The sequence below is a fragment of the Streptomyces sp. MUM 203J genome (assembly GCF_022414595.1).
Classification (GTDB): Bacteria; Actinomycetota; Actinomycetes; order Streptomycetales; family Streptomycetaceae; genus Streptomyces.
Genome location: NZ_JADWYO010000058.1, coordinates 15,773 through 38,084, shown reverse-complemented (window position 1 = coordinate 38,084; position 22,312 = coordinate 15,773). Strand labels below are relative to the sequence as shown.

Annotated in this window: 18 protein-coding genes; 4 read left to right on the top strand and 14 right to left on the bottom strand. The window is 72.9% G+C overall.

The window, feature by feature from the left end:
- Nucleotides 1–345 precede the first annotated feature (345 nt).
- The 8 genes from I3F58_RS23745 to I3F58_RS23710 form a co-directional block, all read right to left on the bottom strand.
- Nucleotides 346–894 (bottom strand): GNAT family N-acetyltransferase, encoded by a 549-nt coding sequence (locus I3F58_RS23745; RefSeq protein WP_240110709.1) that lies wholly within the window; start codon nucleotides 892–894, stop codon nucleotides 346–348.
- Entirely contained in the window at nucleotides 891–2,600 is a 1,710-nt protein-coding gene (locus I3F58_RS23740) for an IucA/IucC family siderophore biosynthesis protein (protein WP_240110708.1), read from the bottom strand. Before I3F58_RS23740 ends, I3F58_RS23745 begins: the two co-directional genes overlap by 4 nt.
- 93 nt (nucleotides 2,601–2,693) lie before the next feature.
- Nucleotides 2,694–4,022 carry a lysine N(6)-hydroxylase/L-ornithine N(5)-oxygenase family protein gene (locus I3F58_RS23735; protein WP_240110707.1) on the bottom strand — a complete coding sequence of 443 codons (1,329 nt, stop codon included), beginning with the start codon at nucleotides 4,020–4,022 and terminating at the stop codon, nucleotides 2,694–2,696.
- Nucleotides 4,019–5,458, bottom strand: a complete 1,440-nt coding sequence (locus I3F58_RS23730; RefSeq protein ID WP_240110706.1) for an aminotransferase class V-fold PLP-dependent enzyme — start codon at nucleotides 5,456–5,458, stop codon at nucleotides 4,019–4,021. Before I3F58_RS23730 ends, I3F58_RS23735 begins: the two co-directional genes overlap by 4 nt.
- On the bottom strand, nucleotides 5,455–5,688 hold the full coding sequence (locus I3F58_RS23725; RefSeq protein ID WP_240110705.1) for a hypothetical protein: 234 nt from the start codon (nucleotides 5,686–5,688) through the stop codon (nucleotides 5,455–5,457). Before I3F58_RS23725 ends, I3F58_RS23730 begins: the two co-directional genes overlap by 4 nt.
- Nucleotides 5,689–5,991: 303 nt before the next feature.
- Nucleotides 5,992–8,436, bottom strand: coding sequence for a glycoside hydrolase family 65 protein (locus I3F58_RS23720; protein ID WP_240110704.1), 2,445 nt, complete (start codon nucleotides 8,434–8,436; stop codon nucleotides 5,992–5,994).
- The gene (locus I3F58_RS23715; protein WP_240110703.1) at nucleotides 8,433–9,344 is read right to left on the bottom strand and encodes an HAD family phosphatase; all 912 of its coding nucleotides are present in this window, start codon (nucleotides 9,342–9,344) and stop codon (nucleotides 8,433–8,435) included. Before I3F58_RS23715 ends, I3F58_RS23720 begins: the two co-directional genes overlap by 4 nt.
- Nucleotides 9,345–9,439: 95 nt before the next feature.
- Entirely contained in the window at nucleotides 9,440–10,747 is a 1,308-nt protein-coding gene (locus tag I3F58_RS23710; RefSeq protein WP_240110702.1) for a sodium:proton antiporter, read from the bottom strand.
- A gap of 327 nt (nucleotides 10,748–11,074) precedes the next feature.
- Here I3F58_RS23710 and I3F58_RS23705 point away from each other — a divergent pair, with 327 nt between their 5' ends.
- Nucleotides 11,075–12,622 carry a sodium-dependent transporter gene (locus tag I3F58_RS23705; RefSeq protein WP_240110701.1) on the top strand — a complete coding sequence of 516 codons (1,548 nt, stop codon included), beginning with the start codon at nucleotides 11,075–11,077 and terminating at the stop codon, nucleotides 12,620–12,622.
- Complete coding sequence (locus I3F58_RS23700) at nucleotides 12,622–12,759, top strand: methionine/alanine import family NSS transporter small subunit (protein WP_240110700.1); 138 nt, start codon at nucleotides 12,622–12,624, stop codon at nucleotides 12,757–12,759. Before I3F58_RS23705 ends, I3F58_RS23700 begins: the two co-directional genes overlap by 1 nt.
- A 143-nt stretch (nucleotides 12,760–12,902) precedes the next feature.
- On the opposite strand, the gene bla is transcribed toward I3F58_RS23700, so the two are convergent.
- The 6 genes from bla to I3F58_RS23670 all read right to left on the bottom strand — a co-directional run bounded on the left by bla (nucleotide 12,903) and on the right by I3F58_RS23670 (nucleotide 19,647).
- Nucleotides 12,903–13,808 (bottom strand): class A beta-lactamase, encoded by a 906-nt coding sequence (bla, locus tag I3F58_RS23695; protein WP_374208024.1) that lies wholly within the window; start codon nucleotides 13,806–13,808, stop codon nucleotides 12,903–12,905.
- A gap of 101 nt (nucleotides 13,809–13,909) precedes the next feature.
- Nucleotides 13,910–14,944: an ABC transporter ATP-binding protein gene (locus tag I3F58_RS23690; RefSeq protein WP_240110698.1), complete on the bottom strand. Its 1,035-nt coding sequence runs from the start codon at nucleotides 14,942–14,944 to the stop codon at nucleotides 13,910–13,912.
- Nucleotides 14,941–15,939, bottom strand: a complete 999-nt coding sequence (locus I3F58_RS23685; protein ID WP_240110697.1) for an ABC transporter ATP-binding protein — start codon at nucleotides 15,937–15,939, stop codon at nucleotides 14,941–14,943. The genes I3F58_RS23690 and I3F58_RS23685 overlap by 4 nt, the downstream gene beginning before the upstream one ends.
- Nucleotides 15,939–16,925, bottom strand: a complete 987-nt coding sequence (locus I3F58_RS23680; RefSeq protein ID WP_240110696.1) for an ABC transporter permease — start codon at nucleotides 16,923–16,925, stop codon at nucleotides 15,939–15,941. The genes I3F58_RS23685 and I3F58_RS23680 overlap by 1 nt, the downstream gene beginning before the upstream one ends.
- A complete protein-coding gene (locus tag I3F58_RS23675; RefSeq protein ID WP_240110695.1) occupies nucleotides 16,922–17,875 on the bottom strand; it encodes an ABC transporter permease in 954 nt (317 codons plus the stop codon). Before I3F58_RS23675 ends, I3F58_RS23680 begins: the two co-directional genes overlap by 4 nt.
- Before the next feature lie 11 nt (nucleotides 17,876–17,886).
- A complete protein-coding gene (locus tag I3F58_RS23670; protein WP_240110694.1) occupies nucleotides 17,887–19,647 on the bottom strand; it encodes an ABC transporter substrate-binding protein in 1,761 nt (586 codons plus the stop codon).
- A 123-nt stretch (nucleotides 19,648–19,770) separates the two neighbouring features.
- Here I3F58_RS23670 and I3F58_RS23665 point away from each other — a divergent pair, with 123 nt between their 5' ends.
- Both I3F58_RS23665 and nshR read left to right on the top strand, forming a co-directional pair.
- Nucleotides 19,771–21,051, top strand: a complete 1,281-nt coding sequence (locus I3F58_RS23665; protein ID WP_240110693.1) for an alpha/beta fold hydrolase — start codon at nucleotides 19,771–19,773, stop codon at nucleotides 21,049–21,051.
- A 437-nt stretch (nucleotides 21,052–21,488) separates the two neighbouring features.
- Nucleotides 21,489–22,298, top strand: coding sequence for an NshR/TsnR family 23S rRNA methyltransferase (nshR, locus tag I3F58_RS23660; RefSeq protein WP_240110692.1), 810 nt, complete (start codon nucleotides 21,489–21,491; stop codon nucleotides 22,296–22,298).
- The last annotated feature ends 14 nt before the right edge of the window (nucleotides 22,299–22,312 follow it).

Below are 22,312 nucleotides of genomic sequence, written 5' to 3'. Positions count from 1 at the left end.
CGTGGCCACGGACTCCGGCGCCGCCGGACCCGTCGCGGCCGACTGATCCGGCGCGGGCCCGGGTGCGGGCACGGCCCCGCAGGGCGCGGCATCCGGAGAGGACGGCGGCTGCGCGGTGCTGCCCGCCCCGTCCGGGCCCGGTGCGTGCTCCGGCCCCCGCGCCCGTCCGTGAGTCACTCCAGGCCCGGTGGGCGTGGTCGGGCCCTGGCCGCGGGCCTGTCCGGTGGCCGGGCCTCCGGGTGGGTGCTGCGGGGGCGGCGTGCCGGAGCCGGGTGGCGGGCTCTGCGGTGGCGTGGCCGGGGCGGGGTGAGTCCCGGGGCGTCGGCAGGGGCTGCCAGGCACCGGCTACTCCGTCCGTCCGCGGAACATCAGCGCCGCCCGCTTCTCCGGGAGTTCCAGGTAGCTGGCCACCCGGAAACCGGCCCGTTCGAAGGCGCGCACCGAGCGGATGTTCCGTACGTCCGGCTCGGCCACCACCCGTTCGGCGTACGGGTCGGTGCGCAGCTGCCAGTCCGTGACGGCCCTCAGCAGCACCGGTCCCAGCCCGCGGCCCCGGTACGCGGGCGGGCCCAGCAGGACGTGCACGCCCGCGTCCCGGGGCCGGGCCCGGTAGTACCGGCTCAGCGGGTCGAGGTCCGCCCTGTACAGCTCCCAGTAGCTCATCGGCGTCCCGTCCACACAGCCGAGGTACGGGGTCGAGTACCCGCTCTCCACCTGCGTCCACAGATGCGCGGCGATGCGTTCCACGGGCCCGTCCAGCTCCCAGTACGGCGACACCTCCGGGTCGTTCATCCAGGCGGCCACCAGCTCCGCGTCCTTCTCCGGGTCCACCGCCCGGAGTCCGAACGTGCCGCCGCCGTCCTGGTACAGCGGCGTCTCGTCGAACTGTGTCACTTGCGTACCTCCGCGATCGGATTGGGAATGTCCACATACACCGACTGCGCCTCCAGCGGGCCCGTCAGCTCGTCCATGCCGCGTACCCGCGTCAGCAGGTTCGCCTTGCAGCGCAGCACAGGCTCGTCCCGCAGCAGCGCCGCCGGCCGCAGACGGTCGCCGTGCGCGGCGGTCATCCCGGCCAGGAACGCGTCGGCGTGGCGCAGCAGCCGCGTCTCGTCCGCCAGCCCCTGCGAGCCCAGCGCACCGGCCACGCCCAGCAGGTTGTTGACGCCCACGTAGTACGCGAGCCGTTCGTCGATGACCTCGTCGGCCACGTACGTCCCCAGGTCCCGGCCGACGCCCGGAGTCCAGCCGTACAGCGCGTGGCTGCGGGAGGGGGAGAAATAGTAGCCCTGGTTGTCCCGGTACCGGCCGCCGACGGGCCGGCCGTCCGCGTCGAGCACGACGAGCGTGTTCTGCTGGTGCGCCTCAAGTCCGAGGCCGTAGGTCGCGTACAGCCACAGCACCGGGGCGACGACCCGCTCCGCGTACCGTACGAACCACTCCTCGCCGGTCCGCTCGACCGGCCGACCGGTCGCCTCGGCCAGCCGGTGCACGATCCGCGCCAGCCACGACCGCCCGTCCGGAAGGTCGGGGCGGGGCGCGACCAGTCCGGCCACGCACACCGCCTGCGTCGCGGAGCCCGCGCAGAACGGGTTGGCCCGCACCACCACGTCCAGACCGGTGCGCTCCCGGTGCCCCTCAGGCGGGTCCACCGCCAGCCACGCCGGGTCCCGTACGATCGCGAAGCCCGGATGCGCGGCGCGCAGGGCGCGGTCGAGCCCGGCCGACAGCAGCCGGTCCACCGCGAGGCCCCGGAGCAGCTCCGCACGCAGGTTCTCGCGGCGGGAGTTGGTGATCCGCAGGCCCAGCGAGAACTTCAGCATCACGGGAGCGTCCGCCCGGTAGAGCGTGCGGACCGAGGAGGTGGGGGACCAGTCGGGGCCCGCGGGGCCCAGGTCGTGCAGGAGTCCCGCGTCCAGCAGGGCCCGCACCGGCGGGCGGTGCACCACGTCCCGCGCCTGCCACGGGTGGGCGGGCACGAGCACGGTGCCGGGCGGCCCGGCGGCGTCCTCCGCGAACGGCGCCAGCAGCTCCCGCGCCGGACGTGCCAGGGACGAGTCTTCCCGCACCACGGACGGGTCGGCGGCGAACCAGTGCAGCGGGAAGCGGCCCCGCGCCTCCGGGGAGTAGCGGGCGGCCTCCCCCTCCGTGAGCCCCTCGCGGCTCTTCGGCGTCGGGTGCAGGGGATGACCGGTGAGCAGCGCCTGCTCGCCGGCCAGGAACGCCGTGGTGCCCGCCGGGTCTCCGGGAGAGGCGCTGCGGAGCCGTACGAACTCGGCGACCCGGCGCACCGAGTCGCTGACCCGTCCGGTCAGGTCCGCCACGCTCGCCGGGTCGCCGCCCGCGGCCTCCGCGCCGAGGAGCGCGGCCAGCACGGTGGCGGAGGCGGGGGCGCCGGAGCGCAGCCGGGCGGGCCCGAACCGGTGCCAGCCGACCGGCGACCAGTACGCGACGGGTGCCTCGACCGCCGTACCCGACGACGGCAGCTCCAGGCGCAGCACGCCGTCGGCGGGCCGCTCGACGCCGGTCTCCCGTATCCAGCAGCGCAGCAGCCCGTCGACGGCGGCGCGGTCCGCGACCGCGTGCGGGGTCTCGCTCATACAGCCCTCTTCTCTCCCTGGTCGCGTGAGGTCTCCCCGGTCATGTGAGGTACCTCGGTCACCTGAGGCCTTTCGGACACCCGAGCCTCCCGGTCACCTGAGGCCGAACCTGGTGAACGCGGTACGGCTCGGCAGCGGGTACGCGTCCCGCCCGGTGAGCGCGTTGAGGATCACCGCCGAGCGCCAGGCCGCGAGCCCGAGGTCCGGGGTGCCCACGCCGTGCGTGTGCCGCTCCGCGTTCTGCACGAACACCGAGCCGCCCGCCTTCTCGTCCAGCGCGAGCCGCTGGTCCGGGCCGACCAGCGGGCGCCCGGCCGCGTCCCGGGTGATGTGCGGGCCCAGCGGCTCCAGCAGGGCGTCGACGGGCCGCTCGGCGTATCCGGTGGCGAGGACGACGGCGTCCGTGCGCAGCCGGGCCTCGGACCCCTCCTCGACATGCCGCAGCACCAGCTCCACCCGCCCGTCGCGCAGTGCGGCGCCCGTCACGGCGACGCCGGGCGTGAGCGTGACGTCGGGCCAGCTCCCGGGGCCCGGCAGCACCCTCCGGTAGAGCTCGTCGTGGATGTCCGACAGCGTCTCCGCACTGACGCCCTTGTAGAGCTGCCACTGGCCGGGCAGCAGCCGGTCCCTGGCGTCCTGCGGCAGCCGGTGGAAGTAGCGGGTGTAGTCGGGCGTGAAGTGCTCCAGGCCCAGTTTGCTGTACTCCATGGGTGCGAAGGCAGGCGTGCGCGCCAGCCACATGAGCCCTTCGCGCCCCTGCGGCCTGGCCCGCAGCAGGTCCAGCAGCACCTCGGCGCCCGACTGCCCGGCACCGACCACGGTGACGTGACCGGCGGCGAGCAGCCGCGCCCGGTGCGCCAGGTAGTCGGCGGAGTGCAGCACCGGGACGCCCGGGTCCCCGGCGAGCGCCCGCACCGGCTCGGGCACGTGCGGGGCGGTGCCGACGCCCAGGGCGAGGTGCCGCGCGAACACCCGTTCGCGGCCCGCCTGTTCGCCCGTCGCGTCCAGGAGGGTGCACTCCACCTCGTACGCCTGCCGGTCATCGTCCCAGCGGACCGTGTCGGCCCGGTGCCCGAACCGGCAGGAGGGGAGCCGCTCGCTGACCCAGCGGCAGTACGCGTCGTACTCGGCGCGCGGTATGTGGAAGCGCTCGGCGAAGTAGAACGGGAACAGGCGTTCCTGGTCCCGTATGTAGTTCAGGAACGACCAGCGGCTCGTCGGGTCGACGAGACTCACCAGATCGGCCAGGAACGGCACTTGGAGAGTAGCTCCGTCGACCATGAGCCCAGGATGCCAGTGGAAGGCGGCCCGCTGCTCCAGAAACAGGGCGTCCAGCCCCGGTACCCCGTCCGCGAGTGCGGCGAGCGAGAGGTTGAACGGCCCGATCCCGACGCCGAGCAGATCGACGGTCGCGTCCTTCATACGGTTCCCTTCGTGGTGGCCGTCCCGGCCGTCCGGGCGACCAGCTCCAGCAGCCCCGCCAGCTCCGCCCCCGTGACCCCCGGGTGGAGCAGCGTGGCCTTCAGCCACAGCCGCGCGCACCCGGCGGTGTCCTCCGCGACGGCCCGCCCCACCACAGCCTCGCCCCCGGCCAGCAGCCGCCGCCGCACCTCGGCCACCAGGGCGTCGCCCTCCTCCGGCGGCAGGCGGTCCGCCGCGACCGGACGGAAGAGCACTGTGCTGATACCGACGGGCCCGTGGCGGCGCCGCAGTTCCGGATGCGCGTCCACCAGGGCCCCGCACTCCTCCGCCGCGTCCACGCACCGCTCCACCAGCGCCCCCACCCCGGTCCGCCCCAGCGCCCGCAACGTGACGGCGATCTTGAGGACGTCGGGGCGCCGGGTCGTCCGCACCGAGCGCCCCAGCAGGTCCGGCAGCCCGGCCTCGGTGTCGTCCCCCGCGTTGAGGTAGTCCGCGCGCAGCTCCAGGGGCCGCAGCAGCCCGCTGTCCGGCACGGCCAGCAACCCGGCGGCGACCGGCTGCCAGCCCAGCTTGTGCAGGTCGAACGCCACGGACACGGCCGACGCCAGCCCGTCGAGCCGCGGCGCCAGCCGGTCGCTGAACAGCAACGGCCCCCCGTACGCGGCGTCGACGTGCAGCTCCGCCCCGTGCCGCCGTGCCACGGCGGCGAGTTCGGGCAGCGGGTCGACGAGTCCTTCGTCGGTGGTGCCGGCGGTCGCCACGACCAGCGCGGGACCGCTCCGACCCGCTGACAGTGCCGTGTCGACGGTGCGGGGGTCCAGCCGCCCGCCCGGACAGGGCAGCACCACCGGCTCGGGCAGCCCCAGCAGCCAGGCGGCCCGCCGCACGCTGTGGTGGGCGTTCGCGCCGCACAGCACCCGCACCCCGGGCGCCCGCTCCCGGGCCAGCAGCAGCGCCACCAGGTTGGACTCGGTGCCCCCGCTGGTCACCAGCGCGTCCGGCGCGGCCCGCCCGGGGTACACCAACGCGGCGAGAGCCCAGCACACCTCCCGCTCCAGGGCGGTCGCCGCGGGAGCCTGGTCCCAGGAGTCCAGCGACTGGTTGAGCGCGGCGGCGGCCAGTTCGGCCGCGGCGGCCACCGCGAGGGGCGGGCAGTGCAGATGCCCGGCGCACCGGGGGTCGGCCGGGTCCGCGGCGCCCTCGGCGGCGGCCCGTACGAGTGTGCGCAGAGACTCCTCCGCCCCGGTCCCGTGCTCCGGCAGGAACGGCTCGCAGGCCTCCCGTAACCTCCGGCCCACCTCCTCGGGCCCGCCCGTCGGCAGCGGCCCGCCACGGGCCGCCGCGCCGCCGGCCAGGACGTCCAGCACCACCCCGGTCAACTTGCCGAGTATTTCGGGACCTTGGGCACCGCCCGCCAGGGCCTCGTCCGGGGTCACCGGACGTCCTCCAGTGCCGCCGCCAGCCGCTCCAGGACCGCGTCGGCCTGCTCGTCGCCGAGGACGGCGCCGGACAGGCGGTCCGGGTAGGTGCGTCCGTCGGCCCCGGTGACGACCGCCCCGGCGGCGTGCGCGGGAGCCACGGGGAGGGTGCCGGCGTAGGTACGGGCGGAGGACTCGCGTCGCTTCTGTCGCTCTAGTAGCTCGGCGCGCAGCGCACCGTTCGGCATGGCGGACGCCCTTCGGTCGTCGTGCGGAGGTCGCGCTCTTCGCCCCCGGCACACGAGAGGTTAGGTTAGCCTAACCTGAAGACGGATCAAGGGGTTGGGAGGCGGCGCTCCAACGTCATGGAGCCAACTACCCAGCCGAGCGCCCCCTGTCGCGCCCTCCGCCGCCTCATTTGACGCGTGTGAGTACGCGTGTTGACGTTGTGACGTCCGGGACACGACGGATCACAGGTGCGCAGAACGACGCCCGGCTCCCGTTTCCCGCCCCCCTGCCACCGCTCCGGGTGGCCACAGCGCCGCCCCGTCTCACCCCTCCGGGGGTTCCGGCAGGTCCAGCGTCGCGGCCCGGCCCGGGTCGATCGACACCGACCGCCCCGGCAGTTCAATGTCCAGCGGCAGCACACCCGAGTCCGGCACGGACACGTGCAGGCTGCCCGGCCGCATCCGCAGCCGCACCCCCCAGTGCCCGTGGAACCGCAGCGTGAAGTCGTACTCCGACAGCTCCGGCAGCGGCACCGGGTCCAGCCGCAGCACCCCGGCCCGTGTGTCGAGCCCGGTCAGCCCGCGCTGCACCAGGTCGAGCGTCCCCGCCATCGCCCCCAGGTGGATGCCCTCGCCGGTCGTCCCGCGGTGCAGGTCCGCGATGTCCGACTCCAGGGTCTCCTGGCAGAACTCCCACGCCTCCGCCCGCCGTACCCGGGCCAGCACCCATCCGTGCACCAGACCGCTCAGCGTCGAGCCGTGGCTGGTGCGCCGCAGGTAGTAGTCGACGGTCCGCCACCACATCTCGTCGTCCAGGACGTGGCCCAGCCGCCGCAACAGCCCCCGCAGTTCGCCCGGCGAGAACAGATAGCCCAGCATCAGCACATCGGCCTGCTTGGACGCCTGGTACCGGTTGACGGTGTCGTCCTCCGCCTCCAGGATCCGGTCCAGCCGACGGATGTCGCCGTACCGGTGCCGCAGCCCGTTCCAGTCCAGCTCAGCCAGCTCCCCGTAGCCGTGGAACTGGCTGATCACCCCGTTGTGGAACGGCACATGGAGGCGGCGCGACACGTCCTCCCACAGCGCCAGCTCGCTGTGGTGCAGCCCGATCCGCTCCGCCAGCTCCCGGCGCCGGGGGTCCGGCAGTTCCTCCATCAGCTCCAGGGCCCGCGCCAGCACCCAGGCCGCCATCACGTTCGTGTAGGCGTTGTCGTCCAGGCCCGGCTGCTTCGCTCCCGGGTACGCGTCGTGGTACTCGTCGGGGCCCAGCACGCCCCGGATCCGGTAGCGGTCGAGCGCGTCGTCGTACGCCGCCTTGTCCGCCCAGAAGCGGGCGACCTCCAGCAGCATCTCGGCGCCTTTGGTGTGCAGGAACTCGTCGTCCCCGGTCGCCTCCCAGTAACGCCACACGTTGAACGCGACGGCCGAGTTCACATGGTGCTGGAGGTGCGAGTGGTCCGGCAGCCAGCGCCCCGACCGGGGGTTGAGGTGCAGCTGCTGGGTCTCCTCGCGGCCGTCGCTGCCGCTCTGCCACGGGTACAGGGCGCCCGCCCGGCCCGCGTCCCGGGCGTTGAACCGGGCCCGCTCCAGGCGCCGGTGCCGGTAGCCGAGCAGGGCCCGGGAGACCTCCGGGAAATGCAGGTTCAGATAGGGCAGCACGAACAGCTCGTCCCAGAAGACGTGCCCCCGGTACGCCTCCCCGTGCAGCCCCCGCGCGGGCACTCCCACGTCCAGGTCCGCCGTGTGCGGCGACAGCGTCTGGAGCACGTGGAACAGGTGCAGCCGCAGGACGCGGCCCGCGTGGTCCGGCACGTCCACCTCGGCGCGCCGCCACAGCTGCTGCCAGGCCGTCCGGTGCGCTTCCAGCAGCCGCTCGAAGCCGGGTGCCCGGTCCACCCGGTCCACGGCCGCGTGCAGCGGGTCGGAGACGGCCGGGTCGCGTGAGGTGTGCAGGGCCACCACCTTGTCGACGACGACGGTCGCGCCCGGCAGCAGCGTCAGCCGGAACCGCTGCGTCACGCGGCGGTCGCCGTGCCGCACCGGAAGCACCGGGGCCTCGGCCGCCTCCCCGGTCTCCACGCCCAGGCCCTCCAGGACGACGGTCCGGGCGGCCATCCCGATGCGGATGCCCGACGCGCTGGTGCGGCACCCCAGCCACACCCGGTGCCCGGCGGCCTCGCCGGTCTCCACGTGCTCCAGGTGCCGGTGCGACAGCTGCCGGTAGCGCTTCACGCCGGTGTTGGCGACGGCGCCGTCCAGCTCCGCCTCGACGTCCAGGGCGCCCGCCCAGTTCTCCGCGGTGAACTCGCTGCGCAGCACCGCGAGGTGCGGATCACCCATGTGAACCAGTCGCAGCTGCCGCACCGACAGCCTGCGCCCGTCGTCGTCCTCGTACCAGGTGTGCCGCTCAAGGGTGCCGCACCGGAGGTCCAGGGAGAGCGCGTGGTCGGTGAGGGACTCGTGTGCGGGCGTCAGCCACGGCCCCGGGCCCAGTCCGTGCTCCGGCTCGTCGGCCACGCGGTAGCGCACGGGCAGCCAGTTGGGCAGGTTCACCAGGTCCTCGTTCTCGACCCGCCGCCCCGCGACCTCCGACACCAGCCGGTTGTAGCACCCGGCCGCGTACGTCCCCGGATAGTGCGTCCCGTCGGCCTCGCACTCGGGAAGGGCGCCGCGTGTGGCGAAGTAGCCGTTCCCCAGGGTGCAGAGCGCCTCCCGCAGGCTCTCCCGCTCCCCGGCGTACCCCTCGAACCCCCACGTCCACGAGTTCACACCGGACCGCCCCCGCTCATCGCGCGGGGCGTGCCCCCGCCGGACTCCCCGCCGCCTTCGCCGCCTGCCGGGCGGCGTGGGCCCTCCGGCCGGTCGGCGGCCTGAGCCGGGTCCGGGGGCACGGGAGCGGCACGGGGGCCCGCGGTTCCGGACGGGGGCGGCGGCCCGGCGTCGTCCAGGAGTTCCGCCAGGTCCTGTACGACCACGTCCGCTCCGTGCCGGGCCAGGGCGGTCGCCGTGGCCGGGGTCGCCGTGCGGTCCACGCCCACCACCAGGGCGAAGCCTCCGCGGTGGCCCGCCTCCACACCCGCCAGGGCATCCTCCACGACCGCGCAGCGCCCCGGCGGTTCGCCCAGGCGGCGGGCCGCCTCAAGGAACAGGGCCGGGTCCGGTTTGCCGGGGAGGTCCAGGCGGGCGGCCTCCACGCCGTCCACGAGGGCCGCGAACAGGTCCAGCACCCCCGCCCGCTCCAGCAGCTCCCGCGCGTGCCGGGACGCCGACGCGGCGGCCAGCGGCACCCCCGCGTCCCGCAGGGCCCGCAGCAGCCGGACCGTACCGGGGAACGCTTCCGCTCCTTGTTCCCGCAGCCGTGCCGTGAAACGCCGGTCCTTGTCGGCCGCGAGGGCCTCCACCACCCGGGCCTCCGGCGGCAGCCCGCGGGAAGCCAGGAAGGACGCCGCACCGTCTCGGCGGGAACGCCCGTCCACATGGCGCAGGTAGTCGTCGACCTCGTCGAACGGGCGCTGCGGGCTTCCCGGCAGCCCCTCCAGGAACGCGTCGGACGCCGCCTTCCACGCCGCTGCGTGGACCCGTGCCGAATCGGTGACGACCCCGTCCGTGTCGAACACGACGGCACGTACGCCCCGCAGCGCGGGAAGAGCCGGGCTGCGGGCCGTACGTGCCGTCATGGGGCGTCTCCTCCCGTCGCCCGCAGCGCGCCCGCCCGGATTCCGGGCGGACCCGGGCGGCTACGCGACCGCGTACAGAACGCTGTCACCGACCATCATGGACGCGCGGCGCCCTCGCCGCCGCCCGAATGGGCCGGCACAGTGGCCCGGACTTTTTCCGGGGGGCCGTCGGCCGCAGCATCCCGCGTCGGCCGCGCGTCCTGATCGTCGTCGTCCGAAGGGATGCCCGCCAGGTTCTCCACATGGAACAGCTTCGCGATCGGCACGTCCGTGCTGCTGTGCGCGATGATCGAGAACGCGATGCACACCGCGATCAGCGTGTACGCCTCCTGGCCGTTCGGGATCCCGGCCTGGAAGACCAGCAGCCCGTACACGACCGACGCGAAGCCCTTCGGACCGAACCAGGCCGCGACCAGCCGCTCCCGCCGGTCGAAGCGCGTCCCGACGAGCGAGAGCAGCATGGACGCCGGACGGATCAGCACGATCGCCAGCACCACCGCCACGTATCCGCCGAACGACAGGTCACCGAACAGCTGCGGCGTCAGCAGTGCGCCGAACACCAGCAGCGCCGCGAACTTCGCCAGCTCCGCCAGCGCCTCGCCCAGCGGCGCGAACGCCTTGCTCGCCTCCGGCGAGACCGCCGCCAGCACCGCGCCCGCCGAGAACGCCGCCAGGTACGGGTTCGCGTGCGTCAGATGGCAGACCGCGTACAGCAGCACCCCGATCGCCAGCGGCAGCAGCGGCTGCAGCTTGGGCTCCGCCCCCAGCAGCCGGAACCGAACCAGCGCGTTGACGAGCAGCGGCAGCACCACACCGAGCACCAGGCCGAGCCCGAGCTCCAGCGCGATGGCACCGTACGACATGTCCGCCTGGCCGCTCGCCGTCGGCCCGGCCGCCGCGATGAGGACCAGCACGACCGGCAGCGCCAGCCCGTCGTTGATGCCGCTCTCCACGTTCAGCAGCTGCCGCAGCTTCGACGGCACCTCCTTCCTGCCGATGATCGCGGAGGCGAACACCGGGTCGGTCGGTGCCAGCACCGCGCCGACCAGGAAGGACGTGGTCCAGTCGAGACCGACCAGGAAATGGGTGATCAGGGCCATGCCGACCAGTGCGATCGGCATGCCCAGCCCCAGCGCCCGTGCCGGGTTCTTCCAGTTCTGCTTCAGCTTGGGGAACGACACGTGCGTGCCGTCCGTGAACAGCACGGCGAACAGCGCCAGATCGGCGGTGACCGCCACGATCTCGCTGTCCGGAGTGATGTGAATGAGCCCCAGGAAGCCGTCGCTGACGAGCGCGCCGCCGACGAGGAACAGGAACGACGTGGACAGGACGGTCCGGGCGGCGAGCCCGGAGAGCAGCACCGCGATGAGCAGCGCGGCTCCGAAGACAGCGACCAGCACCATGGGTGTGACTTCCCCCGATCAGCGACGACGGTTCTCTCACGGCCCGCCGCCCGGACCGCCCCTCCGACGGGGCCGTATCCGCACGCACTGCCGCGACCCGGAAATCTAGCCGACGCCCCGCCCGCCCCCACGGCCGGGGAGCGTCTCATTTCGGCCACTGGCTGGTTCTCGCTGGCAGCTGCTCACGGCCGACGGCCCGTCAGCCCCGGCCGCCCCGGTCCCGCACATCCGTGGCATACGGCTCGATCTCACCGCGCCGTCCGCCTCGTACCGGGTTAACGTGCCCACAGGTCAGATCCGCGGCGTACACGACCCCAAGGACTCCACATGACCCAGCAGCCACGTGAACAATGGGCCACGCGCACCGGATTCCTGCTGGCCGCGATCGGCTCCGCCATCGGACTCGGCAACATCTGGCGCTTTCCGGCCGTCGCCTACGAGAACGGCGGAGGGGCCTTCCTCCTGCCCTACCTGGTCGCACTCCTCACCGCCGGCATCCCGCTGCTGATCATGGAGTACGCGATCGGCCGCAAGTACCGCATGTCCCCGCCCGCCGCGCTGCGGCAGATGGCCCGCCCCGCCGAGGTCCTCGGCTGGTGGCAGGTCGTGGTCAGCCTCGTCATCGCGACGTACTACGCGCTCATCCTCGCCTGGGCGGTCCGGTACGTCGGCTTCTCCGTCGGGCGCCAGTGGGGCGCCGACCCCGAGGGCTTCCTCTTCGGCACGTTCCTCAAGGTGGCCCCCGCGCCCGGCGCCCCCTCCTCCTACGTCCCCGGGGTGCTCTGGCCGCTCGTCGCCGTGTGGGTCGTCGTGCTCGTGATCCTCGCGTTCGGCGTCCGTCGCGGCATCGAGCGGGCCAACAAGATCTTCATCCCGCTCCTCATCGTCTTCTTCGCCGCCCTCGTCATCCGCTCCCTCACCCTCGAAGGCGCGGGCACCGGCCTCGACGCGCTGTTCTCCCCCGACTGGTCGGAACTCGGCAACGGCAGTGTGTGGGTCGCGGCCTACGGACAGATCTTCTTCTCCCTGTCCATCGGCTTCGGCATCATGGTCACCTATGCCTCCTACCTGCGGCGCCGCGCCGACCTCACCGGCTCCGCGATGGTCGCCGGCTTCGCCAACAGCTCCTTCGAGATCCTGGCGGGCATCGGTGTCTTCGCCACCCTCGGTTTCATGGCCACCAGCGCCGGAGTGCCCGTCAGCGACGTCGCCAGCTCCGGCCTGGGGCTCGCGTTCGTCGCCTTCCCGACCGTCATCAACGAGATGCCGCTCGGCAGCCTCTTCGGGGTCGTCTTCTTCCTCTCGCTGGTGATCGCCGGTCTGTCGTCGCTCATCTCGATCGTGCAGGTCGTCGTCTCCGCAGTGCAGGACAGGACCGGCATGCGCCGGATGCCGGCCGTGTTCGGCGTCGGCGGCCTCGTCGCGCTCGCGTCGATCCTGCTCTACCCGACCGACAGCGGGCTCTACGTCCTCGACGCCGCCGACCACTTCATCAACCAGTACGGCATCGCCCTCGCCGCGCTGGTCGCCCTCGTCGTCATCGCCTGGGTGCTCCGGGCCCTGCCCATGCTCCAGGCGAACGCCGACGAGACCTCAGCGATCCGCCTCGGCCACTGGTGGCGGATCTGCCTCGGCGTCATCACCCCGCTGGTGCTGGGCTGGATGATGGTCGACAGCCTGATCCAGGAGTTCGACGAGAACTACGGCGGTTACTCGACCGGCTTCCTCCTCGCCTGGGGCTGGAGCATCGCCGCCGGGGCGCTCGTCGTCGGGGTGCTCCTCACCCTCGTCCACTGGAAGGCCGGGGGCGAGGACATCGACCTCGACATGGAGTCCCCGGCCGACCGGGAAGCCCACCACCGGAAGGAGCCGTGATGTCCGCAGGCGCCATCGTCATGATGATCATCGCCATCGCGATCGTCTGGGGCGGCCTCGTCGCCGCGATCCTTCGACTGCGCTCCCACCCGGACGAGCCGGAGCCCTGGCCGCCGGGGGTCGAGTCCGCGGAGTAGGCGGGGGAGGGGCGGGGCCGCTGCCCGTGCCCCGGCCCCCGGTCCCTCAATCTCTTCCTCCGAGGGGCTGCCTCCCGGACGCGACGCGGGCGCCCGTGGGCGGAGCCCCTCGCGGGAAGCCGGGGAAGGAACCGCCGGAGGCGCTAGCCCAGCGCTCCCGCCAGGATCCGCGCCGCCTCGGCGACCAGCGGGTCGTCACCCGGCGCGTCAGCAGCCCGCTTCGTCGTCATCACGGCCAGCACCACCGGCGGTCGTCCCGGCGGCCACGCGATGCCCGCGTCGTTGTTCGTGCCGTACTTCCCGCCACCCGTCTTGTCCGCCAGCACCCAGTCACCCGGCAGCCCCGCCCGGAACCGGTCACGGCTCGTCGTGTTGCCGAGCAGCCAGCCCGTCAGCCGCTCCCGGTCCCCCGGGTCCAGCAGATCCCCCAGGACGAGCCGCGCGTACATCCGGCCGACGGCGCAAGGCGACGTGGTGTCGGTCTCCCGCCACGGCTCGGCCGAGTTCAGCGCGGGCTCCCAGCGGTCCAGCCGGGTCGTGCCGTCCCCGACGGAACGGCAGAACCGGGTCACGGCCGTCGGCCCGCCCAGCTCCCGCAGCAGCAGGTTCGCCGCCAGGTTGTCGCTGTACCGGATCGCGGCGTCGCACAGCCCGGCGACGGTCATGCCCTCGTCCACATGCTCCCGGGTCACGGGAGCCCAGCCCGACCGTTCGGCCTCCTCGGACGTGAAGTGCAGCCGCCGTGCCAGGAACTCCCCGTCCCGGTCCAGGTCCCGCAGCACGGCGGCGACGGCGACCGTCTTGAACAGCGAGCACATGGGGAAGGTCTCACCGGCGCGGTGGGCGACCACCCGTCCCGTGCCCGTGTCGTACGCGAACGCCCCGAGCCGGGCGCCGTGCTTCCGCTCCAGCGCGCGCAGCCGGCCCGCAGCCCCGCGCGGCGCGGCGGCCTGAGCGGCACCGGGCGCCCCCACGGCGAGGGTGAAAGCGGCAGCCGCACCCGAGGCGACTAAGGCGCGGCGGCCGGGACGTACGGAAAGGGAGGACACAAGCGGCCCCTTTCGGTAGAAGACGCAGATACAGAACACCTTCCCAGACGCCCCAGCCGCACCACTGGTTTCACCCGCCGCCCGATGCGACGGCCATCGCCTCACTCCTCCGGGAAGTGACAGGCCACCTCCCGTCGCTCCCCGTCCGCGAGCACCCGCAGGGGCGGTGCCTCCGTCCGGCAGACGGCCTGTGCCTTCGGGCAGCGGGGGTGGAACGTGCAGCCCGGCGGGGGAGCGGCCGGGCTCGGCGGGTCGCCCAGCAGCGTGATCCGCTGCCGGGCCCGCTCCGCCGCCGGGTCCGGCTGCGGCACGGCCGACAGCAGGGCGCGGGTGTAGGGGTGGGCGGGCGCCCCGTACACCTTCTGTTTGTCCCCGATCTCGACGATCCGGCCCAGGTACATCACCGCGACCCGGTCGCACACCCGCTTCACCACGGACAGGTCGTGCGCGATGAACAGGTAGGCCAGTCCGAGTTCCCGCTGGAGCCGCTCCATCAGGTTGACGATCTGCGCCTGCACGGAGACGTCCAGCGCCGACACCGGCTCGTCGGCCACCACCAGCCGCGGCCCCGTGGCCAGCGCCCGCGCGATCCCCACACGCTGCGCCTGACCGCCGGAGAACTCGTGCGGATAGCGGTCCAGATGCTCGGGGATCAGCCCTACGAGTTCCATCAGCTCCGCCGCCCTCGCGCGGGCCTGGGCGGCCGAACTGCCCTGGACCAGCAGGGGGTCGGAGATGATCCTGGCCACGGTCTGGCGCGGGTTGAGCGAGGAGTGCGGGTCCTGGAACACCATCTGGAGCTCCTTCCGCAAGGGCTTCAGCTCCCGCTGGGAGAGATGGCCGATGTCCCGCCCGTCGTACAGGACGGAGCCACCGGTCGGCTCCAGCAGCCGCACGATCACCCGCCCGGTGGTCGACTTACCGCAGCCCGACTCCCCGACGAGCCCGAGCGTCTCCCCGGCACCCACGTCGAAGCCGACCCCGTCCACCGCCCGGACCGGCGCGTTCCGCCGCTTGCCGGGGAAGGACACGGCCAGCTCCCGCACGGAGAGCAACGGCGCCGCCGGTCTTGTCCCGGCCGCCCCGGGGCCGGACCGCCCGCGCCCCGCCTGCCGACTGCTGCTGCTCTCGTTCATGACGCCACGCCTTCGTACGCCGGGAAGTGACAGGCCGCCGGATGCCCGGCAGGCCCGGTGAGTGCGGGCCGCTCGGAATCGCACCGCTCCCGGTCGGCGGCGCCCCCCGCCGCCGCCCGCGGACACCGGGGTGCGAACGCGCACCCCGGCACCGGGTCCAGCAGCGAGGGCGGGCTGCCCGGGATCGCCCGCAGGGGCTCGTCGTCCCCGTCGTCCAGCCGCGGCAGCGAGTCCAGAAGGGCCCGGGTGTAGGGGTGCGCGGGTGACGCGAACAGCGCGTCCACGGGTGCCTGTTCGACAGCCCGTCCGCCGTACATCACCAGCACGTCGTGCGCGACCCGTGCGACCACGCCCAGATCGTGGGTGATCATGATGACCGCCAGCCCCCGCTCCTCCTGGATGCGGGCCAGCAGCTCCAGGATCTGGGCCTGGACGGTGACGTCCAGCGCGGTCGTCGGTTCGTCCGCGATCAGCAGGTCCGGCTCGCACGCCAGGGCCATCGCGATCATCACCCGCTGCCGCATCCCCCCGGAGAACTGGTGCGGATACTCCCCGGCCCGCCTTACGGGCTCCGGGATGCCGACCTCCGCCAGCGCCTCCACGGCCCGCTCGCGAGCCGCGGTCCGCCGGGAGCCGAAGTGCACCCGGTGGTGTTCCGCGATCTGCTCCCCGACCGTGTAGTACGGATGCAGACTCGACAGCGGGTCCTGGAAGATCATCGCCATCCGCCGCCCCCGCAGCCGGTTCAGCTCCCGCTCCGGCAGCCCGGCCAGCTCCCGTCCGCCGAGCGTGACCGACCCGCCGACCTCGGCCCCGGTGTGCAGGCCCATCACGGCCAGCGAGGTGACCGACTTGCCGGAGCCGGATTCCCCGACGATGCCGAGGGTGCGCCCCTTCCGCACGTCGAAGCTGAGCCCGTCCACGGCCCGGACGGGCCCGCGCCGCGTCGGAAAGGTGACGGTGAGGTCCCGTACGGAAAGCAGAGCCTCGCCCATCAGTACCTCACTCGCGGGTCGACGACGGCGTACAGCAGGTCGACGGCCAGGTTGGCGACGACGATGAAGGTGGCGGCCATCAGCGTCACGCCGAGGATGACCGGCTGGTCGCCGGTCGACAGGGCGCTGTAGAACAGCCGCCCGACGCCCGGCAGACCGAAGATGGACTCGGTGATCACCGCGCCGGCCAGCAGCCCGCCGAGGTCCATGCCGAACAGCGTGAGGACCGGTGTCATCCCGGCCCGCAGCCCGTGCTTGACGACGACCGTCCGGTACGGCAGCCCCTTCGCGCGGGCGGTCCGGATGTACGGCTCCGCCATGGTCTCGATCATCGAACTGCGGCTCTGGCGCGCGTACATGGCCGCGTACAGCAGGGCCAGCGCCAGCCATGGCAGCAGCAGACTGGAGGCCCAGCCGGCCGGGTCGGCGGCGAGGGACACGTACTCCGGGTAGGGCAGCAGCCCGGCGACCCGGATGACCCCGTAGATCAGCATGACGGACGTGAAGTACACCGGCAGGGACGCCACCGCGACCGCCCCGACCATCAGCGCGCGGTCGGTCAGGCTGTCCTTGCGCAGCGCGGCGGTGACCCCGGCGGACAGGCCGAGCAGCAGCCAGAGGGCGGCGGCCCCGGCGGCCAGCGAGGCGGACACCGGCAGCCGGTCCATCAGCAGGTCCCACACGGCCTCGCTGTTCTCGTAGGAGTAGCCGAGGCACGGGAACTCACAGTGCAGCGCGTAGGCTCCGCTGCCCATGGTGCGGCCGGTGAAGATGCCGACGGCGAAGTCCGCGAACTGCTTCCAGACCGGCTGGTCCAGGCCCATGTGCGCGCGGATCGCCTCCAGCCGGTCCGCGCTGCACGCCTTGCCGCAGGCGGCGGCGGCCGGGTCGGAGGGCAGGACGTAGAAGATGGTGAAGGTGACGGCGGCGATGGCGACGAGCACCCCGGCCACCGCCAGGAGCCGCCGCCCGAGGTAGAGGATCACGAGCGGGCCCCTCTCGGGTCCAGGACGTCCCGCAGCGCGTCACCGAGCAGGGTGAACGCCAGCACCGTCAGGAAGAGGCAGGTGCTGGGGATGACGAAGTACATGGGGTCGGTCTCGTAGTAGGCGACGGACTCCGCGATCATCTGCCCCCAGGACGGGGTCGGCGGGCGGACGCCCACCCCGAGGTAGCTGAGGGCCGCCTCGGTGGCGATCATCCCGGGGACGAGCAGGGTGGTGTACGCGATGACCGGCCCGGCCACGCCCGGGAGGATCTCCCGGGTGAGGATCCGCCAGGGCCCGGACCCGCCGACCCGGGCGGCGGCGACGTACTCACGGTGCTTCAGCGAAAGGGTCTGACCGCGCACGACCCGGGCGATGCCGGGCCAGCCGAACAGTCCGATGACGGCGGTCATCAGCAGGATCCGGTTGACGTCGCGGGCCACCGACATCATCGCGATCATGAAGATGAGAGAGGGGAAGGACATGGTCAGGTCCATCAGCCGGGACAGCGCGGCGTCGGTCCGCCCGCCGAAGTAGCCGGCCGCGATGCCCGCGGCCGTACCGGCGGCGACGACGATCGCGGTGGCGGCGAAGGCGATCAGCAGCGACACCTGCGCGCCGTGCACGACCCGGGCGAACAGGTCGCGGCCGGTGACGGGTTCGACACCCAGCCAGTGCTCGGCGGAGACACCGCCGAGCGGTCCGACGGGCAGTCCGCCCAGATACGGGTCGACGGCGGACTGGTCGAACTCCTCGGGGCCCCAGCCGCCCAGCGCGCTGAGCAGCGGGGCGGCCAGGGCCATCAGCGCGAACAGCGCGACGACACCGAGGGAGACCTTCACGGACGCCCGGCGGCCCAGCTCGGCCCGGGCGATCTGCCAGGGACCGCGGGGTGCCGGGGCGGCCGTTCCGGGGGACTTCTCCGTGGTGGGGGTTCCGGTGGTGGTCATGGCGGAGGGCCTCAGCTGCCGCTCTTGGACGGGTCCTTGAGACCGACCGTCGCGTAGTCGATCTGCCCGCCGTACGAGTGGTGGCCGAAGGCGCCTGCGACGTTCGTGCCGACGAGCAGGGGCATCCGCTTGGCGACGGCCGGGACGACCGGGGCCTTGCGCAGGATCTCGCCGTCCAGCTCCTGCCATGCCTTGTTGGCCTCTTCGGCGTCGGTCATGGCGGCGATCTCGTCCATCCGCTTCATGGTCGGCTCGTCGCGGAAGAGGGAGTGGTTTCCGGAGTTGCCCTTCTCCTTGATGTAGCGGCCGTCGAAGACGAACGGCAGGAACGTGGAGCCGGAGGGGTAGTCGGGGCACCAGCCGGTGTACACGAGGTCGGTACGGTTCTCGGTGTCCCCGATGGTGTCGTAGAAGGCGGACGGGTCGACCGTCTCGATGGTGACCTTGATCCCGGCCCGGCCCAGAGCCTGCTGGATCGCCTCTCCGACCGCCTTGTCGCCGTTGGAGACGGTGAGGCTGGTCGAGAACCCGTCGGCCTTCCCGGCCTCCTTCAGCAGGGACTTCGCCTTCCGGGCGTCACCCGCCGTCGGTATGCCGAGTACGTCGGGCTGCTCGCCGCCGAACAGGGAGGCGGGCATCGCGGCGTGCGAGATCTCGTTGAGGGCGGGACCGCCGGACGCGGTCAGCAGGGCGTCGCGGTCGAGGGCGTACTGCACGGCCTGCCGGACCCTGAGGTCGTCGAACGGGGCGCGGCCGGTGTGCATCTGCAGCATGTCGACGCAGTTCCTGGACTCGGCCAGCATGCGCTTCAGCACGTCGGGTCTCGGCAGCACCTTGGGCGCGCTCTCGGGGCGCAGCACGCTCCACTGCACAGCGGAGGCGTCGGCGCCGGACGAGGCGATGAGCCGGTCGTCGATCTGGCCGCCCTTCAGCCCCATGACGACCTGGATCCGGTCCGGGTAGGCCTTGCGCACCTCGTCCGTGCCCGGGTCCCAGTGCTCGTTGCGGACCAGCACGAGCTTCTTGTCCCGGGCATACGACTCGATCTTGTACGGCCCCGAGGAGAACGGCCGGTTGTCGTACTGCGGGCCCTTGTCCCGGGACTCGGGCACCGGGGCGAAGGTCGGCAGCACGGTCGCGTACGGGAACTCCGCGAAGGGCGTGCGCAGTTCGAAGACGATCGTCCGGTCGTCCGGTGTCCTGACGGAGTCCAGGTGCTTGCCGTTCGCCGGGCCCTGGTACCCCTCCGCCCCGGCCAGGTAGCGGGCGGCGTAGTCGGGGCCGCCGGGCAGGTCGGGGGAGAAGGACCGCTCGACGTTGTACTTGACGTCCTGTGCGGTGATCGGCGTGCCGTCCTCGAACTTGAGCCCCTTCTTGAGGCGGAACGTCCAGGTCTTCGCCCCGTTGGACGGCGTGCCGAGGTCCTCGGCCAGGTCGGGTACCAGTTCGCCGCCGTCGGCGCCCGGCGCGGCCTTGTAGGTGACCAGGGTGCGGTAGAGCAGCCGGGTGCCGAAGTCCATGTCCCCCATGACCCAGTTGCGGGCGGGATCGAGGTGCGTGAAGTCCTGGTTGGACAGCACGGTGAGGGTGCCGCCCTTCTGCGGGGTGCCGCCGACGACCGCGCCGGCGTTGGCCGCGACGGGGTTGGCGCCGCCCTTGCCCCGCCCCTTGACGGGGCCCGCGTCCCCACCGCCGGAGCAGCCGGCCGCGCCGAGGGTGAGGGCCGCGACGACGGAGGCGGCGATGAGCGTGGTGCGAGTGCGCGTGTGCATGAAGGGTCACTTCCTGGCAGGCTGGAATGTGACCGGTAACATAGTAATGTGAAATTGCACTGACAAGGGGTCGGACACAATGTGGGACGTCAACTCCGCACTTCCGAAGGGACTCCTGAGCCGATGAACCCGGCGTACGCGACCGTCGACCACACCTTCACCGTCCCGCTCGACCACGCGGCTCCGGACGGCCCGGCCATCGAGGTGTTCGCCCGCGAGGTGGCCGACCCCGCGCGAGCGGGCGAGCGACTGCCCTGGATGCTGTTCCTCCAGGGCGGCCCCGGCGGCAAGTCGCCCCGCCCCTCAGCCGGTTCGCCCGGCTGGCTGGCCCGGGCCCTGAAGACCCATCGGGTCCTCCTCCTCGACCAGCGCGGCACCGGCCGCTCCACACCGGTCACCGCCCGCACCGCCGCCCGCTTCGGCTCACCCGCCGGACTCGCCGCGTATCTCGGCCACTTCCGCGCGGACTCCATCGTGGCCGACGCCGAGCACATCCGCCGCGCCCTGTGCGGCGACGAGCCCTGGGAGACCCTCGGCCAGAGCTACGGCGGCTTCCTCACCCTGACCTATCTGTCCCAGGCCCCCGAAGGCCTCAGGGCCTGCTACGTCACCGGCGGCCTGCCCGGCATCGCCGCCACCGCCGACGACGTCTACGCCCGCACCTACCCCCGCGTCCGCGACCGTGTCCACGAGATGTACGCCCGCTACCCCGACGACGCACCCCTCCTCCGGAAGATCGCGGACAAGCTGGCCGCCGAGGACGTCCGCCTCCCCGACGGCGATCGCCTGACCACCCGCCGCCTGCGCACCCTGGGCCTCGCCCTCGGCATGGGCGACGGCTTCGAGCGCGTCCACTGGCTCCTGGACGAGGCGTTCGACGGCGCGGGCGAGCTGTCCGGCACCTTCCTCCACCAGGTCATGGCCCTGACGGGCTTCACCGACAACCCGCTCTTCGCGGTGATGCAGGAGACCCTGTACGGCCAGGGCGCGGGGCCGACCGGCTGGGCCGCCGCCCGCGCCCTCACCGCGTACCCGGAGTTCGCGGAGGACGCCGACCCGCTCCTGCTGACCGGTGAGATGATCTATCCCTGGATGTTCCGCGACATCACCGGCCTGCGTCCCTTCGCCGGCGCCGCCGGCCTGCTGGCCGAACGGACCGACTGGCCGAAGCTGTACGACCCGCACCGCCTGGCCGCCAACGAGGTCCCGGTCGCGGCGATCGTCTACCACGACGACATGTACGTCGACGCGGGCCTCTCCCTGGCCACGGCCCGCACCCTGGGCGCGGCGCGCGTCTGGGTCACCAACGAGTGGGAACACGACGGTGTGCACGCGTCAGGCGGCCGGGTGCTGTCACGGCTGATGGACCTGGCCGCGGGCCGGGTCGGCCCGTCCGGCGTCTAGGGAGCGGGGGAACGGGGCGGGCCCCGAACGGCCTCGCGCGCCGACCCGGCCCCCGCTTCGGTGCTCCTGCTTCAGTGCCGCCCCGATGCCCACGGCCCGCCGCGCCTGGAACTCGACCGCCGCCGGGTTCGGTTCCGCCATGTTCCCGGGCTCGTTCCCCGGCACTCTGCCGGCCCCGTACTCGTTCCCGTTCGCCGCCTCGTGCTGCACCGGATCCGCGAAGCCGGGCGGCACGATGACCGCGCCCCATCGGCGTTGCGCTCGCGTTCCGGTCGGCGGACCATCTGCGGGACGACGGCTTCCCCGCCGCCGCGCCCACCGCTCCGGACACCCGCCCGGCCCGCCCCGCGCCCTGCACGACCCGGTGGCCGGACCACCGTCCCCGGCCGCCCGGCGGGGGCGCGGGCACCACCCCCGGGCACGGCTAGGATCGGCCCATGACCGAGCTGGAAACCATCACGCATATCTCCGACCCCGCGGTGCAGCGCATTGCCGATATCACGAAGCATTCACGCGCGAATATCAAGACCACGCTGATCGAGGACCCCGAACCCCTGATGCAGAGCATCAAGGCGGGAGTGGAGTTCATCGAGATCTACGGCAGCGACAACACCGCGCTCCCGTCCGGCCTCCTCGCCCTGTGCGAGGATCGGAACATCCCGGTCCGGCTCGTCGGCTCGTCGATCGTGAACCACCTTTTCAAGGGCGAGCGCAAACCCAGGACATTCGGTGTCGCACGGGTGCCCCGCCCGGCGAAGTTCGCCGACATCACGAGTCGTTCCGGTGATGTCGTCGTGCTCGACGGGGTGAAGATCGTCGGGAACATCGGTGCGATCGTCCGTACGTCGCTCGCGCTCGGGGCGTCGGGAATCATCCTGGTCGACAGCGATCTGACCAGCATCGCGGACCGCCGTCTCCTGAGGGCCAGCCGGGGATATGTCTTCTCACTCCCCATTGTCCTCGCCACCCGAGAGGAGGCGATGTCCTTCCTCCGCGAAAGCGGCATGCCTCTGATGGCGCTGGAAGCGGACGGTGAACTGGCCGTCAGGGACCTCGGAAAGAACGACGACCGCCTCGCGCTCCTCTTCGGCAGCGAGAAGGGTGGCCCGTCGGACCTCTTCAAGGGCGTCTCGACGACGACCGTGTCGATTCCGATGCTCACCTCGACGGAATCCCTCAACGTCTCGGTCTCGGTCGGTATCACCCTGCACGAAAGGACAGGGCGGAACCTGGACCCCGGCCGCTGAAGGATTCGGGGAAC